Below are 16,927 nucleotides of genomic sequence, written 5' to 3'. Positions count from 1 at the left end.
TCCAAGGAATCCGTCCGCTTAAATTGCCTGTGCTTTAATCCCATCGGGCCTTCCTTCTGCTGTGTGAACGATTGTACGTCCGGAACCGGAAGGGCTCAGGAACATAAGTTATTTTCGAGACAATCCCTTGAAGGAACTCGCGCGTAGCAATCCCTCCGACGTGATGTCTCTGTATTCGATGTCCGCGTAGAACTTCGGCTCGACCCAGGTGGCTTTCGGCTTCTTGATGGGCTTGGTGAGCTTCTGCCTCGGGCTCACCACAGTATTGAGGACATCTCTGATCTTGCGCGATGTCGTCCGGCTCCAGCCCGTGCCGACCTTGCCCATATAGACAAGCTCTTTGCCTTCCTTCTTACCGAGATAGAGAGCGGCGACGCCGGTTGGATCCTTGATGAACCCGACGACAGGGAATTTTCCCTTCTGAACGACTTTGACCTTCTGCCAAGCTTCCACACGCTCCGACCGATATGGGGCGTCAACTCGCTTGGAGACGATACCTTCGTAATTAAGTTTCCTTGCGGCTTCGAACAGTGCCTGCCCGTCACCCCCATGGTGCTCGCTGTAGAGGATGGGCTCCTCGAGCTGATTGCATTCAATCAGATCCTTCAGCAGCTCCTTGCGGGCAAGCTGCGAAAGCTTCCGCAAGTCCTGTCCGTCGAGCCACAGAAGGTCGAACGCGAAGAACAGCAAGCGGTCCTGTTCGCCTCTGGCGAGGTCTGCCTGTAGCTCGGAGAAGTTGGTGCGGTCCTCGTGGATGACGACCACCTCACCGTCAACGATGGCCTGCCCTTCGATCTCGAAGGCACCGGCAATGACGGAGAACTTATGTGTCCAGTCGAGACCGTTGCGGGTGAAGACCTTCCGGTTATCTCCGTCGATGTGGAGCTGGATACGGTAACCGTCGTATTTGACTTCGTGAATCCATTGAGCCCCCGAAGGCGCTTTCATCTTCAGGGTCGCAAGCTGGGGGCTAATAAAGCCCGGAATAGCGGCACGCGGCCTTTTTGCCGGTGCGGTCCTGGTACGCTTCGCCACTTACGCAACTCACAAAAACCCCGCCGTTAAGTTGGGGCCCACGGCGGGCAGTTTACCTACCTTACTCACGACTTTCCAACCGCGGGGCTGAAGCGGCGTTCCGAGCATGTTCTCACATACAACCGAGATCTCGATTCCCGGTTGTATTTTCAACGTCAACGAGAACGGCCGCTGAACGGCCCGAGAACACCAGGCTAGGAGCGTTCCGCATGGCGAACACCCCCTCTGCCACACGGGAGGTCTCGTTAGGCAGAATGGCGAGCACTGACATCCCTTCCTCCAACGAGGGCACTGAGTGAGTGAGCGAAGGATCAAGGCCTGACAAATACTTTTTGGACCTACGCAAAGGGCTGCTCACGCCTACCAGATTGCGCTTAGCCTTGTTTCCGAGCGCATCGTATCTATCTGGCGTCCATGAACTTAACTGACATTCAAGACTTCGCCATTCAGGCCCGCGTAGCTGCGATCCTTGGAGCAGACGAGTTTGACCGCGTTTTTACCGGTGTTCGTTTTGCGGAAGTGGAAGGCCCTCTTCTGTACGTCTACGCCAATGACGAAGCTACAGCCGCTACGATTGAGGATGACTTCTCTCTGCTCATAGCAGACATAGCCGGCCGCATCCTCAAGCAGGAAATCGAGATCGTGCTCGTGTTGCCGAAGGTCTTGCAGTAGCTCAATTCGTTTCCAAGGATTTCGGCTGCGAGTTCAGCGACCGCCCGCCTGCCCGCCTCGGTCAAACCGCCGAGCGTCTGCGTGTGCTTGTTGGCGCACTCCACGATTTTTTCCGCGACGAACTTCCGCGCTGGATGACCTTCGAATGCCAGCGGCATCGGTCCAATGCGACATCCATGTTGGAAATGGTTCGCTCACTGAATTTTTCTGAGAGCAACATGACTGAATCCACGAACAAGACTGTTCGCGGAGGCGACCACTTTCCCGCCATAGAGGGTCAGCAGCACTCCCGAACCAATTCAAATACCCCCGCCATTCCAAAAATATAGTCGTCACTGAGCGGCTTGGGATTTACAAGAGTTAATGACCCAGCGGCAAAGTCACAATGTCGGATTGTACCTCATAACCGGACATGCGCGTCCCTTCGGAAGGTGACCGGCAAGGGCCAACAGCAGACTCATGCGCCGCGGCAAATCGCGCCTATAGATCGACCCGCTGATGCGGGCGAGCACGGTCTATTCGGGCAACCCCGCTTTCCGAAGGCCCTCAACCAGCAGCTTCGCGTTTGAGTACCCGCCTCGGGCGATCAACGCAGATATTGTAAATGTGGGATCGGTCTCAAGCAGACGCGCCGCCGCCTCACGCGCCTCAGCGTCGCGTCCGAGATGGGCGAAAGCCGACGCGAGACAGCGGTAAGTTCCCACATAGGAGGGGCTTTGACGTTGAGCTTTCTTCCCTGCGGCGATGGCCTCGTCAAAGCGACGAAGCTCAATAAAGGCTAGCCCCATTCCTGCAAACAACCGTTGTAGTCGCGGGTCTACCGGGCTGATGCGAATGGCAGGTTCAAAGCTCCGGATCGCTTCCTCCGGCAGCCCCGCAACTCTATAGACCGTGCCTCTGTAGTGCCATGCGTTAAATGAATTTGAGTTGAGCGCGACCGCGCGGTCAGCCAGTTCGATCGCACTTTCACAATCGCCGACCATGTACGCCGAGATGAGGGACGCACGTGCTAACGTGTCTGGATCATTATCGTCGAAGCTCAGGGCCATGCGGGCAAACCGAATTGCTTCCTTGCGCTCGAATTGCGGATCGACAGCATAGCCCAAAACGACGTTTTGCAGATGACAGAGACCTCCCAGGGCCGCGACAAGGCCGAACCGAGGTTCCAGCTCCAAGGCTCGATGAGCCAGCGTGATCGCCTCGGCCAGCCCTTCGCGGGTAAACGAATAGTACTGTTGCATGGCTCGGAGATGAAAATCATACGCCGTGAGGTTCTCCGCTCGCCGCCGCGTCGCCATTGCAATTTCTGTTTGCAACAATTTTGGCTCAATGGCCGAGACAACAGCGACCGTCACTTCGTCCTGGAGAGTGAAAACGTCTGTCAGAGCACGCTCGAACCTGTCCGCCCAGATGTGCACCCCCGTAGTCGCATCAATCAATTGCCCGGTGATGCGGACTTTACCCGCCGCCTTGCGCACAGACCCCTCAAGGATATAGCGCACGCCAAGCCTGCGGCCGACTTCCTTGATATCGACGGCTCGGCCTTTGAAGGTGAAGCTCGAATTGTGCGCGATCACGAAGAGCCATTTGAACCGCGACAGCGCCGTCGTGATTTCCTCGACCATCCCATCGGCAAAATACCCCTGCTCGGGGTCGCCGCTCATGTTCTCAAACGGCAGCACGACGATGGACGGCTTGTCGGGAAGCGCAGGAGCACTCTCGGGCGCATCGCCGGGATTTAGGCCCGCAACGTCTTGCGCCTCCCGCACCTGTCCGACGAAACGGAATCCCTTGCGTGGCAACGTCTTGATCAGGCGCTGCTCCTCCCCGGAGTCGCCGATAGCGCTTCGGGCGACATTCAGCCGGGTCGTCAGTGCTGCATCCGAAACGCTGCGCCCATCCCAAACGGCGTTGATGAGGTCGTCTTTGCTGACGACCCGCTCCCGGTTGCGGATCAGGTAATCAAGCAGATCGAACACCTGCGGTGCGACGGAAACGACGTGTGCCCCGCGATGCAACTCGCGCCGGTCGGTGTCGAATGCGTATTCCTCGAAAAGATAGCGCAAGCTGCCATTCCTTCTCGGGGCCACTTCTGTATGAGCCCATGAAGAATAAGCCGCCGGTAAGAGAAATGTAAGCCGCCAGTTAAGCGCGCCGGCACCTCTTGCGGCAACTTCCGCCTAGTGAACAGTCCAGGCAGGACACCCTCAATGAGCACGATCCACGGGACCGCCGAGCTGGGACCGGCAGCGGAAAGGCGGCAGGTCTACAGTCCTCTCGAAGCATACTGGAATGCATTTCAGGAGTGGCACAAGCGCCGGAGATTACTGGCCAACTTGTGCGACTTAAGTGACAGGGAGCTTATGGATATCGGTATTTCGCGAGGCGAAATCGACTACGTCGCCTCGCACCGGGGTAGCGATCCGCGAGGCATCCTATCGGGTGAATGAACGCCGATATCTGATAGCGATGGAAGGTCGAATGATTAGTCACAACCAGAAGGCGCAACCGCAGATGCTGACTTCGGGTCGATCGGCTATGTCCGTGGTCGTGTCCGGTGTACCACAGAGAGCTCAGGTCAACGCGAATATGGACGTTCGGCGCTAAGGGCCACTTGCGGCCGTGGCAGACGCGACCGCTGAGGCTTAGCACAAAGACGAAAACAAAATGGTGGGATGTGAACCAATTCACATCTGACGAGGGCGAAGTATGAAGTGGTAACTTACTAGAACCAAGGCTCGGGGAATGATTGCCAACCCTCCTGCTACGGAGTGCTCCATGAGCGGCGAACGGTGGCCTTACCTTGCCGGCGTTGCATCAATCATCTTAGCGATCTCCTTTGCGTACTTACTTGAACGGAAGTGCCAAAGAGACCTTGCAGTTCAACGCTCCTTGCCACCCGCTCTGTCCGAGCTCATTGTAGGAGACGAGCCGATTAGGTGTTGGTTTTGATAATTGATCTATGTGGAGGCCGGCGACTGCTCTGGGTCACAAGCGGCGCCCCCTCGGCGAAGGAACCCGTCTACGGGCAGAAACGGCTTTGTGCATCGCAGGACGAAGCCCCCCGGAGCCCTGCCCGGCCTGAGCGTTGACACGATACCGGCCACACGCTCGTGATCGCTAAAAACAACCGCGCCGGGTAATACTGAACGTGGATCGATACCGCTCGTGCTGTCCGACTTCGACTGTCACGTGTCCGCGAGCTCCTGCAAAACCGAATGTTTGCATAGGGGTGATCTGATGAATTCCAATGCAGATTTTTCGAGAATTCTAGACCGCATCCTTGATACAGCGGCCGACAATTTCAGGATCGCAAAGATCCTCATTCAAATGGGACTTGATCCCGACAACATCACCTACGACGCACTGTTCAATCGGCTGTTTGAGATTGTGTTGGTGAACATCACGCTCGCCAACATGTTCGCCTTAGTTGGCGCCATATTCTTTGTCGCTACCTTGCTGATGCAGAGAATGGTGCCGCTGCGGGTCGCGAATATGGTCGGCTGTACATTCTTCGCAATTTCTTGCGCGCTTTCTGGAAGCGTCGCCACCTTTCTGCTTTATCTGCTGCTGTTGCCAGTCAATGCCGTTCGCCTCCGCCAACTGCTCAAGCTCGTTAAGAAAGCACGTAACGCGACGCGGGGTGACAGGTCGATGGAATGGCTCAAACCATTCATGACCGAACGTAGATATCGCCGAGGCGACATACTCTTCAGGAAGGGTGATGCCGCTTCGGAGATGTTCCTCATCGTCACCGGGACGTTTCTCGTCAAAGAAATCGGCGTCGAGCTTCCGCCAGGGCGCTTCATGGGAGAGCTTGGCTTTCTCACACCCGATAACCGGCGAACCGCGACTGTCGAGTGCATAGAAGAGGGCCAAGTCCTGACCATAACTTATGAAAGGCTACTTGAAATCTATTTTCAGAGTGATCAGCAATTCGGCTACCATATCCTCCTTCTGACCAGCCAGCGTCTTTTGGAAAACAACCAACGACTCCAGGAAAGCATCTCGCGGCTGGAAGCAGCTCTCGCACAAGAGAAGGCCGCGCGACAGATGGCAGCTGCGCGGGGCGCGGCTTGAAGGGCATCAATTACCGTTGAGGGCTTACTGTCGCCGCGCAGTGCGGCTCTCGCGACGCAACGATGTCCGCTTGGGGGTCAAACTCGGACATCAACGCGCTATTCGGTCACTCCGTCAGCGAGAGCCAACATGGTCGGAGGCACGGCGATGCCAAGCGTCTTTGCGGTTCTGATTGATCACCAGAGTGAATTTGCTTGCCTGATCGGTTGGAAGATTGCCGGGCTTCTCGCCGTTACGTGGCTAATACCTCACGGAATCTGATAGCCCTTCCACAGCCATTCCAGCGCCGAAGGCAGCGTCTGCGCCACTGTCGGGCGGTCGACATGCTTGGCGTTGCGCGCAAACAGGTACTGATAGTGATAGCCTTTCTCCGCCAGCACTTTTGCCATCAGCGCGGCGGACAGCGTCCAGTCGTGCATGCCGTCAGGGATTGTCGGATTGGGATAGAACAGGTCCTGATCCCCCATCTCGAACCAGTAGCGGATCGGTTTTGTCGGGGAACCCGGGATGAGCGGCGCGCCTGCCGGCTGATCCGACGGCGTCAGCTGGCCTGCCTTCACGATCAGGTTGGGACCAGCCGGCCCCGCCCACGCGCTGTGATATTCCCAGGCACCGCCGCGCAATGCCGGATTCCACGGCCATTGCTGGTTCACCATGGTGGGCGAATAGGCCAGCACCCGGCGATACAGCTCGGGACTAAACCACGCCATGGTGAAAGCCGCAGTGCCGCTCGAGCTCAACCCCATTGTGGCGCGCCCATCGGGATTTTTCGTCAGCTTCACGCCGGCCTTCTCTTCGACCAGCGGCAATACCTCACGCTCGATAAATTGCGCGTAGGTGCCCGACACAGTGTCGTATTCGCGCCCACGCTGCGCGCCTTGTGCGTCCTGTCCACCATTGCCGACCTGGATCGACACCATCGGCGGCACGCGACGCTGCGCGATCAGATTATCCAGCGTCGTGTTCATGTCCCTCCAGGCGGTGGAGCCGCCGTCGCCGAGCACGATGAACGGGATTTCTGTGCCCCGGACATAATTCGCCGGCACATAGACCTCGATATTGCGGGTCCATGTGCCGGGATGGCTGGTGGTAACGATCATGTTGGATTTGTCGCCCGACACCGTCGTCGTGCTCATGATCGAAGAGTTGCCGCAGCCGGGTATGTCGTCACGGATTAGGCCGGGGTTGTAGATCACGCTGTCCTTGGACGACAGCGTGAACGTCGTGATGGTGCCTTTCGGCACACCCTCCTTTGCGATCGTCTCGGGCGCCGGATTGTGTGTCGGGCCTATGATGAAATTTCCCTCCGCGCCGGCCGGCGGCAGCGTGCCGTCCGCAAGCTCGGTCGCGGGCGGATAGTTCGCGCTCTTGGGATCGCGGGTCGGCGGCTTGGTCTGGAAGTCGAGGCCGGTCGTGTCGATGAAGAACGGCGCCCCTTTGTCCGACGTGTTGGCGTTGGGCGGCACACCCATGTTCTGGGTGACACAGTTGGACGGAGGCGGAGTTTGGGCCCAGGTGGCGGTCGAGAACGTTGCAGCTGAGATCATCGTCCCCGCAAGGACGGCCCATGTGTTGTTCATGTCTTCCTCCGAAGCCGACGAGTCTTATGGCTCGTCTTTCGCGGAAAAATATGACGAAGGGCCCTTGACCGGTCAAGTGACGGGCACCTCGTGGCAGTGCTTGCTCGCTGAAATTGTGTCGATAATATCGCTGATCACGATCATGAACTGTTGCGTGCACGACCACATCAAAGAAGGATCGACGACAAATCTTCATTGACTGGCTGGCTTCGTAAGAGGGGCAAGGAGCCATCGCCGACTACAACGTCAACGGCTAGCAACTATTCTTCCCTAACACCGAAGATCCGAACGTAGATGTTCGCTTCGGTCAAAACGCGAAGAACTCAGGTCGAGTAAATCTGGTCCGCTCTGGCCCAACGAGCGGACTTCCGGCCCTCAAGACACAACTTCGCAAGTGGGGCCGTTGGCAGACATGGCGCCGGTGGATTGGGCATGGTATAGGTCAAACCAGACTACCGCTCCAGACGCTCGTCGATTTTTCCGCGTAAGAGGCTGAAGTCGATTGGTTTGGGAAGTAATCCCGCGGCCCCAAGCTCGGTCGCTTTTCTTCTTGTTGCTTCGTCCCCATAGGCGGTAATCATGATAACGGGAACGTTCGGACGTTCCGCCTTCACCTTGGGCAGCATTTCAAGACCGGTCATCCCTGGCATGTTGATGTCTGAAAGTATCAAGATCAGCGACGGATCAGGAATAGTTTTCACCTTCTCCAGCGCGGCTGGCGCAGAGAGCGCAAATTCCATCACAAAGCGTCCGGATCGCAGATCTCGCCGGAAGTGCTGCTTGAACATTTCTTCCACATCGGGTTCGTCATCGACGACAACAATATAGGTGCTCAATTTGGGCTCCGTTAGCGGCTTTTGACGGACATGGCACGCGGCAGCGTGACGATGAATTCTGTAAATAAGCCGGGCTCAGTGTTAACCCGGATCGTGCCGCCATGTTGTTTCACGATGATGTCGTGAGTCATAGACAAGCCGAGTCCCGTTCCTTCACCGGCGGGCTTTGTAGTGAAAAAGGGGTTGAATATCTTCTCCTTCACGTCAGCCGGTATGCCGGTGCCGTTGTCCCGAATGCGTATCTCAACTGAAGCGCCCAGATTTTTGGTGCTAACCAACAATGTCGGCTCAGTTGCCTCTGGGCCATTCTCGGCCGTTCGTTTGGTCGCCGCATAGAAACCATTCGAGATGAGGTTCAACAACGCGCGGGTGATCTCCTGCGGGAATAGCTCAGCCTCACCGGCCGCAGCGTCAAATTGACGCTGCAGCGTAATGTTGAAGCCGGGCTTTTCGGCACGCGCGCCGTGGTACGCAAGGTTCAGGCTTTCATCCACCAGCCCATTGATATCGACCGCTCGCAACTCGCTTGACCCTTCGCGCGAGTGCAGCAGCATGTTCTTGACGATCGAATCCGCGCGCTTGCCGTGCTGAACGACTTTTGCGAGGTTTGACTTCAGCGTCCCGGTTAGCTCTTCAACATCGCCACGAACCCTCTCGTCGAACGGAACGGGACGCAATGTATCGCTGAGTTCATCAGTCAACTCTGCCGAGAGAGCCGCGAAGTTGTTGATAAAGTTGAGCGGATTTTTTATTTCGTGCGCGATGCCGGCGGTGAGCTGGCCAAGCGAAGCGAGCTTCTCAGTCTGAACCAGGCGGTCTTGTGCCGTTTGCAAGTCCCGCAACGCGTTTTGGGCGGCGTCGCGCGCGAGGCGGATTGCCTCTTCGGCTCGCTTGCGCTCCGTGATATCCGCGTAAATCAGTACAAAGCCCCCCTCAGGCACTGGATTTCGCCGTACCTCGATGATGCGGCCATCGGGCCGTATGCGCTCGTAGCGCATCTCCCGGCTCGCATCGTCGACGCTGCGACCCAGTTCCGCCTCAAGATCAGCGGAACCAAACTCGCCTCGTGCAGCGAGGTAACGGAAGAGTTCGGCAAACCTCGGGCGGCTGACGAGCACTGCGTCAGGCAAATCGAGCATCTCCTGAAAATTACGATTCCAGGCTACCAGCCGCCTGTCCGGACCAAACATCGCAACGCCATCGCCCATATTATCGAAGGTTACGCGTAGCTCTGCCTGCCGCTCGCGCAACTCATCGAATAGGCGAGCATTCTCGATTGCGATCACCGCCTGGTCGGCGAAGCTGGTGGCGAGTTCGATCTCCTTGCTCGCGAAGGGGTCAACGCGCGTACGTACAATGCTGAAAACGCCTATGAGGGTATTCTCCCGAAGCAACGGAACGCCAAGCGTCGACCGATAACCCGCGATGGCTTGCCCTTCGCTGAGAGCGTATTCCGGATCTTGCAAGACGTCAGTGATGGAAACAGCACGAAGCTCCATTGCTGCTCGACCAGACGTCGAGCCCCGGCCAGGCGTGAATGGGTTCGTCTTGAAGAATTCTCTTGCCTCAGTCGATAAGCCGTAATCGGCGATCAAGTGCCAAAGATCATGGCGAAGATGAAACATGTACACCTGGTCAGCCCGGCAGAGGCGAGCCACCGTCTCAACAAGCGTTTCGAGTACCTTCTCTAGGTCGACGGATGACCGGCTTATGATCTTGAGCACGTCTCCGGTTGCGGTCTGCCGCTCCAGCGCCTCCCTCGTGTCGTCGAAGAGCCGGGTGTTCTCGATCGCAATGGCGGCTTGGTCAGCGAACGTCTCGACAAGAGCTATTTGCTTCTCGGTAAACGGCTTTACCTCCAAGCGGAAGATCATAATGACGCCGAGTAAATTTCTCCCCTTGATAATGGGCACCCCCAGAATTGTCCGAATCGCCTCGACGTTCTTCGCTCCGTAAACGTATTCAGAATCGTTCTGCACGTCTGGAATGTGGACGGTCCTTCGTTCCAGTGCGGCACGTGCTGCCCCGCTATGTCGGCCTGGGGGAATCGGATTTTGCGCTATCCACTCAATGAAACCGGGGGCAGTATTGAAGGCGGTCGCGATGTGCAGCAACTTACCATCATAGCGGAAGATGATCGCTCTATCCGCATCGCATAGTTTGACCGAGTGCTCCGCCACCGTATCAAACACCGCCTTCAGGTCAAACGCGGAACGACTGATAACTTCTAGGACTTCGGCGGTGGCGGTCTGCTGCTGCAGCGATTCTTCGAGATCGCGAGTCTTCGCCCGCACTTCCTCGAACAGCTCAACGTTCTTGATCGCGATAACAGCCTGGTCAGCGAAGGTCGTGACGAGTTCAATCTGCTTCTGGGTGAAAGGTCTAACCTCGGAACGCGTAAGGAAAAATACTCCTAGGATCTCGCCATCTCTTGACAAGGGAACGCCGAGGCAGCTTCGCCAGTTGCCGCGCGATTGATAGTCATGCGAAGTGTACTCGGGATCGGTAAGCACATCCGGTACGTGAATAGTCTTACCTTCGAGGACGGCGCGGCCAACGATCGTTCCTCTTCCGGAGGTCAGCGGATATTGTTTGAGGTATTCCTCCAGCTCCCTGGAAAACCCATAATTGACCAATAGTCTGTATAGCTCGCCGTCGCGTTGGAAGATGTTTGCCCTCTCCGCGTCGCACAGCCTTGCTGCCGACTCCACAAGAGTTTCCAGCACCTTCTGCAAATTGAAAGTCGAACGGCTGATCACCTTGAGCACGTCGGCAGTGGCCGTCTGCTGCTGCAGTGACTCGGAAAGGTCGCGCGTGCGCGCCTGCAACTCGTTGAACAGCCGCGCGTTCTGAATGGCGATCACCGCCTGATCAGCGAAAGTGCGCAGCAGCGCCAATTCCTTTTCGCTGAAGACCGCGTTCGGCGCCCGGGAGAGGTTGATCACACCGATGCCCCGGCCCTCCCAAAGCATCGGGGTTAACACAACCGAAAAATCTCCCGCCGTCTCAGCGACCCGGCGCATGACCGGCGATGCCAGCGGGCTCAGCGCACTGGGAACGTAGGTCTGTTGCTTCCTCTCAAGAACGTTGCCAGCCATCGTCTGCGCAAGCGGTAACGGGTAGAAGCGGTCCATGGCGTCAGCGCCGATGCCGCGGCGCGCGGCCAGGTGCATCATACCGTCTGCGGCGCCGAGCATGACCGCGCACTGCCTGCTTTCAAAAAGCCGCTCGACGCTGTCGAGAATCTTCTCGAATACCGGCTGCGTGTCGGCCATCGAGCTGCCGATCGCCTGTAGAACGTCCGACGTGGCGGTCTGATGCGCCAGCGACTCCTTCGTCTCGTTGAGCAGCCGCACGTTTTCAATCGCGATCACCGCCTGATCGGCAAAGGTCCGCATTAGGTCGACGTGACGATCGGCGAAAGAGCCGACCTGCGTGCGCGACACCACCACCAAGCCGATCGTCGTTCGGTTGTGTACAAGTGGCGTCAGGAGGACACTGCGAAAACCGCGCAGGCGGGCGATCCTAGTCTGGATTTCGGGCGCGTCTTTCTCGGTGTCAGCAAACTGGAACGACTCACCCTTCTCGACCAATGCAAGCTGAGGGTATTCCGAGGCTGGTACGGGAAACGAGCGCTTCAGTGCTTCGTCGGACTCGGGATCCAGGGATGTAAAAGCCTCGAGCTGAAGCATGCCGTTGACGATGCGGTACAGTGCGCTTGCACGGCCGCCAAGCAACCGTTTCGCACTGCTAACGATTGCCTCAAACACGGGCTGGACATCGTCCGGCGAGCTGGCGATCACCTTAAGGATTTCCGCAGTCGCGGTTTGCCGCTCCAGTGCTGCCTGCGTATCGTTGAACAGGCGCGTATTCTCGATCGCGATCACGGCCTGGTCGGCGAACGTCTGCAGCAGCGCGATCTGCTTGTCGCTGAACGGACGCATCTCGGTGCGGCGCAGCAGAATGACCCCGACAGGTTCGCTTTCGCGTAACATGGGCACCGATAGCACACTGCGAACACGGGAGTTGGTGTATGGGAATGCCGACAGCGCCGCGCTGTCCGGGAACTCCTTGCCTTCGTCCGACAGCGTATCGCGTAAATGCACCGGCTTACCGTCGACAAAGGCGCGACCCGCGGTCCAGCCGCGAGTTATCGGCCATTTCTCGAGATTTATATCGATTGGGCCATGATGCGCTCGAAAGCGTAGGTCATTACCGTCCTTCAGAAGCACGGCGGCATCGTTGGCCTCACAAACCTCGCACGCGCTCTCGACGATGGCATTCAGCACCGGCTGCACGTCGGTCGGCGAGGACGCGATGACATTGAGGATGTTGGCTCCCCCGGACTGGTATCGAAGCGCTTCCTCCAGGTCGCGCGTCTTGACCTGGACCTCCTGGAACATGCGGACATTCTCGATAGCGATCACCGCCTGATCGGCGAATGTTTGCAAAAGCTGAACTTGCCGATCCGAAAATGGCTTTGGTTCGACCTTGCCGACTGACACGACACCGACGGATTTTCCCTCGTGAAGCAGGGGAACTGCAAGCACGGCGCGCCATCCGCCGGCCAACGCGAACTCTCGCGAATAGTCCGGATCCTCCAACACGTCATGGACGTGCACGATCGTGCGGTCGAGCACGGCTCGTCCGCCGGCGTAGGAACGATTGAGCTGCCTGAGCTCGGGGCGTTCCTTGATTTGATTTGTGGCGAGTGGCGAGAAGTTCTTCGTGGCGGCGACGTGAAGACGATCACTCTCCCTCAGATAAACAATACTGAAGAGCGCGCCACAAAGACGTGCGGCGCTCTGAACGATCGCCTCGAAGACAGGTTGCGCGTCCGCAGGCGATTTACGAATGATGCTCAGCACTTCGCTGGTCGCGGTCTGCTGCTGAAGCGCCTCTTCGAGCTCTCTGGTCAGTTCGCCAAGTCGACGGTCCCGCGCATCCAGAGACTTCTGCCGAGCCTTCGCAGGTCTGCTCGTTCGCGTTCTGCGAGCCTGAGCTGGGCGATTCTCTTCATCAGGTCGGTCCATAGTCGCCCCCGATACCTCGCGAATACCCGATATTAGGAAAAAACAAGCTCTCGCGCCATGGGCAGGATGGCCGCATCGGTCTCGGATGAAGTTACTCAGATGACCAGCTTTATTCGGGCAAGCCCGCAATTCGGAATGCTTGCGATAATCGTTGAATATCTTGCACCCTTCGCAGCGGGACTATTTCCTTGATTCGGGACACACGCAGAGAGGGATCAAATTGTAGGGCGAGCATGCAGGACTGCTGCGCTTCCTCGGTGCGCCCGGACATCGCATGGCATGCCATCATGATGCGATGTCCTGCGAGAAAATTAGGTTGTCGCCGGATGGTAGCCGCCGCCCAAGCTGTGGCTTCCTCATACCGGCCAGCCAAGAAATGAGCCCAAGCCAAACCGGAATGCGCGGTGAATATCGATGGGTCCAGCGGGCTCAAACGGAGCGCGAATTGGAATTGCTCGATACCTGCGTCAATTTCCCCAAGCCAAAGGTGGATCCATCCCATCCAATATCGTGCAGTAACTTGATTGGGATCCAGGCTTATAGCCCGCGATACCAGGTCTGCGCCCTCCTCGACCTCGCCAACCACGAAGGCAAGAGCGTGGCCGGCCCGAGCAAGTACTGACGGATCGTCTGGATCGAGCTCGATCGCCCGGCTTGCGAGACGCTGGGCTTCAGCAATCTCGTCCGCAGTACCAGCCAACCAACCGAACGACTTCCTCTGAATATAGCAGCGGGCGCCGAGTGCGTAAGCTGACGCGAACTCCGGATCGAGACGAGTTGCAATCTCAGTTAGATTGAGCGCCTCGGTCGTCTGTTCACGGGTGCGTTGATAGAAAGCTGCCAACGCCCGAAGGTAATAGTCATAAGCTTGAAGGCTTTCCGTCGGCTTGCGTCTTGCACGCTCAATCTCGGCGCGCTGCAACAGTGGAGTTATTGCGCCTATTACCTTGCTGGTCACCCGATCCTGAAGCTCAAAGATATTTTCGAGAGGACTATCGAACTTATCCGCCCATAGATTTAACCCTGTCGTGGCATCAATGAGTTGACCAGCAATGCGAATGCGGCTTCCGCTCTTTCGGACGCTGCCTTCGAGCACGTAGCGGACTCCGAGTTCACGTCCGACTTGCTTGATATCGACGACCTTGCCTTTGTATGTGCCTGTAGATTGGCGGGCGATCACGAACACGGATTTTGAGCGCGACAGCCCGATGATGATTTCCTCTACCATGCCGTCAGCAAAATATTCCTGCTCGAGATCGCCGCTCATGTTTTCGAATGGAAGCACCGCGATCGAGGGTTTATCCGGGAGCGGGAATTGGAGATTATCTGGCTCGACAGGGTCGATGGACGTTGTCGTATTTTTGCTGACGTCTTCCCGTACTGCTCCAACAAAGCGGAAGCCCTTGCGCGGAAAAGTCTTGATGAGGCGATGCTGCTCTTCGCCGGTATCGCCGATGGCCGCGCGGACAGCATTCAGACGCGTCGTAAGCGCAGCATCGGACACAATGCGACCTTTCCAAACGGCGTTGATAAGGTCGTCCTTGCTGACGACGCGCTCCCTGTTTCGGATCAGGTAGAGGAGAAGATCGAAAACTTGTGGCGTGGCGGAGACGTGGTCCACCCCGCGATTGAGTTCGCGCCGCTCAACGTCGAGTGCATAGTCCTCAAAGAGATAACGCAAGCTGCGACTCCTTCAGACGGCCTCCTGTCATCTAGGTACTGACCCGACTTCGGCTCCTTACTTGTACTCTCGTCAGTGCAATTTAAGCCCCGACATCTCGCCAGACTCGCGCCACGTCTTGATAAGAGCGAAGAAGGCGTCCGATCCCGGTCCGTAAAGACCATCAAATAGGCCTTGGCCTTGCCCGGCACGTCCTTCGCCATTGTAATATCCGGGGGTGCAATCCTGCCGAAACGCCAAATTATCGATCGCCGTATCACGAATGGTTTGCAACCAGCCCGACTCGGCCTCCGCCGTGGGCTCCACCATGTTGGCCTGCCTCTCAGAAGCAGTTTTTACGACATGGGCAACGTGACAAGCCTGTTCGTCCAACATGTGGGGAAAGTTCGGCGTAAGCGTATTTTGGGTAACGCCTAAATAGAAGCAGTTCGGGAAGCCGTGACTGTAAAAACCGTGCAGCGTACGCAGCCCTGAGGACCAGTGCTCGCTGAGTCTGCGCCCGTCCCGTCCGTAGATGTCGAAGCCGGATCGCCGCGTATAGGATGTGCCGACTTCGAAGCCCGTAGCGAAGATGATGCAATCAACTTCGTACTCGACGCCGTCAAACACTAGGCCCTTATCTGTCACCCGTTCGACGCCGCGACCCAGGGTATCGACCAAGGTCACGTTCGTTCGATTGAAGGTCGGTAGGTAGTCATCATTGAAGGTCGGCCGCTTGCAGAACTGGCGGTACCAGGGCTTCAAAGCCTCCGCGGTTTTAGGATTCTTCACTGTGGCATCGACACGGGCACGGATCCGGTTCATCTTCTTGAAATCCGCGATTTCTATCATCCGCGCTAGTTCCTTCAGTGCGACGCCGCCCCGGACAGCGTGGGCTGCCGCGCCGGGCCCGAGATTGCGAAAGATTTCGGTCCAGCCATCGCTGACGAGGTCCTCGTCTTGTGAGAGGCCTGTGAACATGCTGTTGAAGTTTTCCATGCGGCGCCGTTGCCAGCCAGGCTTCAGGGTCTTCACCCAGTTGGGATCGGTAGGCTTGTTGCCACGTTCATCAACAGACGACGGCGTTCGCTGAAAAACATAAAGGTGCTTGGCGTCGCGGCCGAGGTGCGGGACGCACTGGATCGCAGTAGCTCCAGTGCCAATGATTGCCACCCGTTTGTCGGCAAGCTTTGTCAGGCCGCCTTCGCCCGAACCGCCCGTGTAATCGTAGTCCCAGCGACTCGTGTGAAAGCTGTGGCCTCTAAAATTTCCGATGCCGGGGATGCCGGGTAACTTCGGTCGGTTCAATGGACCGCTCGAGATGACGACGAAGCGCGCATGCATGGCGTCGCCGCGGTTGGTGCTGATCAGCCAACGGTTCTCATCAGCCAGCCATCGCATCTCCCTGATCTCGGTCTGGAAGCATGCAAGCCGATAAAGGTCGAAGTGCTCGCCAATGCGGCGTGCATGCGCACGGATCTCATCGCCGAAACTGTATTTCTCCTTCGGCATGTAGCCGGTTTCTTCCAACAGCGGCAGATAAATGTAGCTCTCAATGTCGCACTGGGCGCCCGGATATCGATTCCAGTACCAAGTGCCGCCCAAATCGCCGCCCTTCTCTATAATTCGAACGTCCCTCACACCGGCCTCGCGCAAGCGCGCTGCACTCAAGAGGCCTCCGAAGCCGCCGCCCACGACAAGCACGTCGACCGCGTCGGTCAGCGGCTCGCGGGTGAAGCCAGGTTCAACATGCGGATCATCGACGTAGTGACGAAAATCAGCCGTGACCTCGACGTATTGGTCGTTGGCATCGGGGCGCAGTCGGCGGTCGCGCTCCTGGCGGTACTTTTCCCGCAGAGCATTGGGATCGAAGTCAAGGGCCTCGCTCATGGTCGCTCCCCCCAATCCTTGGCACGCGCAAGCCCGTGCAGAATTTCACGAACGTACCGCAGTTTGAGCAAGATTGGCAGATGCCGGGCAATACATGCCCCCGGACGTCAGGCGGTGACAAGCAATGCCGGTAACCTGTAC

At 57.5% G+C, this 16,927-nt stretch carries 10 protein-coding genes and 1 pseudogene; 3 read left to right on the top strand and 8 right to left on the bottom strand.

Features of this window, described 5'->3' with window-relative positions; genetic code table 11:
* Positions 1-108: 108 nt before the first annotated feature.
* The gene (ligD, locus tag DCG74_RS13815) at positions 109-1,035 is read right to left on the bottom strand and encodes a non-homologous end-joining DNA ligase (RefSeq protein ID WP_172786801.1); all 927 of its coding nucleotides are present in this window, start codon (positions 1,033-1,035) and stop codon (positions 109-111) included.
* Between the two features lie 414 nt (positions 1,036-1,449).
* Here ligD and DCG74_RS13810 point away from each other — a divergent pair, with 414 nt between their 5' ends.
* Entirely contained in the window at positions 1,450-1,707 is a 258-nt protein-coding gene (locus tag DCG74_RS13810; RefSeq protein ID WP_172786802.1) for a hypothetical protein, read from the top strand.
* Between the two features lie 515 nt (positions 1,708-2,222).
* Here the strand turns inward: DCG74_RS13810 and DCG74_RS13805 are convergent.
* On the bottom strand, positions 2,223-3,773 hold the full coding sequence (locus DCG74_RS13805; RefSeq protein WP_172786803.1) for a winged helix-turn-helix domain-containing tetratricopeptide repeat protein: 1,551 nt from the start codon (positions 3,771-3,773) through the stop codon (positions 2,223-2,225).
* 144 nt (positions 3,774-3,917) lie between these two features.
* Between DCG74_RS13805 and DCG74_RS38995 the strand changes: the two genes are divergently transcribed.
* Together DCG74_RS38995 and DCG74_RS13800 are read left to right on the top strand one after the other, a co-directional pair.
* Positions 3,918-4,157, top strand: a complete 240-nt coding sequence (locus DCG74_RS38995; RefSeq protein ID WP_172786804.1) for a DUF1127 domain-containing protein — start codon at positions 3,918-3,920, stop codon at positions 4,155-4,157.
* A 790-nt stretch (positions 4,158-4,947) separates the two neighbouring features.
* Positions 4,948-5,787 (top strand): Crp/Fnr family transcriptional regulator, encoded by an 840-nt coding sequence (locus DCG74_RS13800; RefSeq protein ID WP_172786805.1) that lies wholly within the window; start codon positions 4,948-4,950, stop codon positions 5,785-5,787.
* A 248-nt stretch (positions 5,788-6,035) separates the two neighbouring features.
* Here the strand turns inward: DCG74_RS13800 and DCG74_RS13795 are convergent, their stop codons facing one another.
* The 6 genes and pseudogenes from DCG74_RS13795 to DCG74_RS13770 all read right to left on the bottom strand — a co-directional run bounded on the left by DCG74_RS13795 (position 6,036) and on the right by DCG74_RS13770 (position 16,786).
* Complete coding sequence (locus DCG74_RS13795; protein WP_172786806.1) at positions 6,036-7,367, bottom strand: esterase family protein; 1,332 nt, start codon at positions 7,365-7,367, stop codon at positions 6,036-6,038.
* A gap of 452 nt (positions 7,368-7,819) precedes the next feature.
* Positions 7,820-8,203, bottom strand: coding sequence for a response regulator (locus DCG74_RS13790; protein ID WP_172786807.1), 384 nt, complete (start codon positions 8,201-8,203; stop codon positions 7,820-7,822).
* Between the two features lie 11 nt (positions 8,204-8,214).
* Positions 8,215-9,489: a sensor histidine kinase gene (locus tag DCG74_RS13785; protein WP_373569528.1), complete on the bottom strand. Its 1,275-nt coding sequence runs from the start codon at positions 9,487-9,489 to the stop codon at positions 8,215-8,217.
* Positions 9,484-13,236, bottom strand: a pseudogene (locus DCG74_RS13780) (GAF domain-containing protein); the annotation flags it as partial. The gene DCG74_RS13785 and the pseudogene DCG74_RS13780, both read right to left, overlap by 6 nt.
* Before the next feature lie 109 nt (positions 13,237-13,345).
* Complete coding sequence (locus DCG74_RS13775; protein WP_172786809.1) at positions 13,346-14,917, bottom strand: winged helix-turn-helix domain-containing protein; 1,572 nt, start codon at positions 14,915-14,917, stop codon at positions 13,346-13,348.
* A gap of 72 nt (positions 14,918-14,989) precedes the next feature.
* Positions 14,990-16,786 (bottom strand): NAD(P)/FAD-dependent oxidoreductase, encoded by a 1,797-nt coding sequence (locus DCG74_RS13770; RefSeq protein ID WP_172786810.1) that lies wholly within the window; start codon positions 16,784-16,786, stop codon positions 14,990-14,992.
* Positions 16,787-16,927 lie beyond the last annotated feature (141 nt).

The sequence above is a fragment of the Bradyrhizobium sp. WBAH42 genome, assembly GCF_024585265.1.
Classification (GTDB): Bacteria; Pseudomonadota; Alphaproteobacteria; order Rhizobiales; family Xanthobacteraceae; genus Bradyrhizobium.
This window is presented reverse-complemented; position numbering and strand designations above follow the sequence as displayed.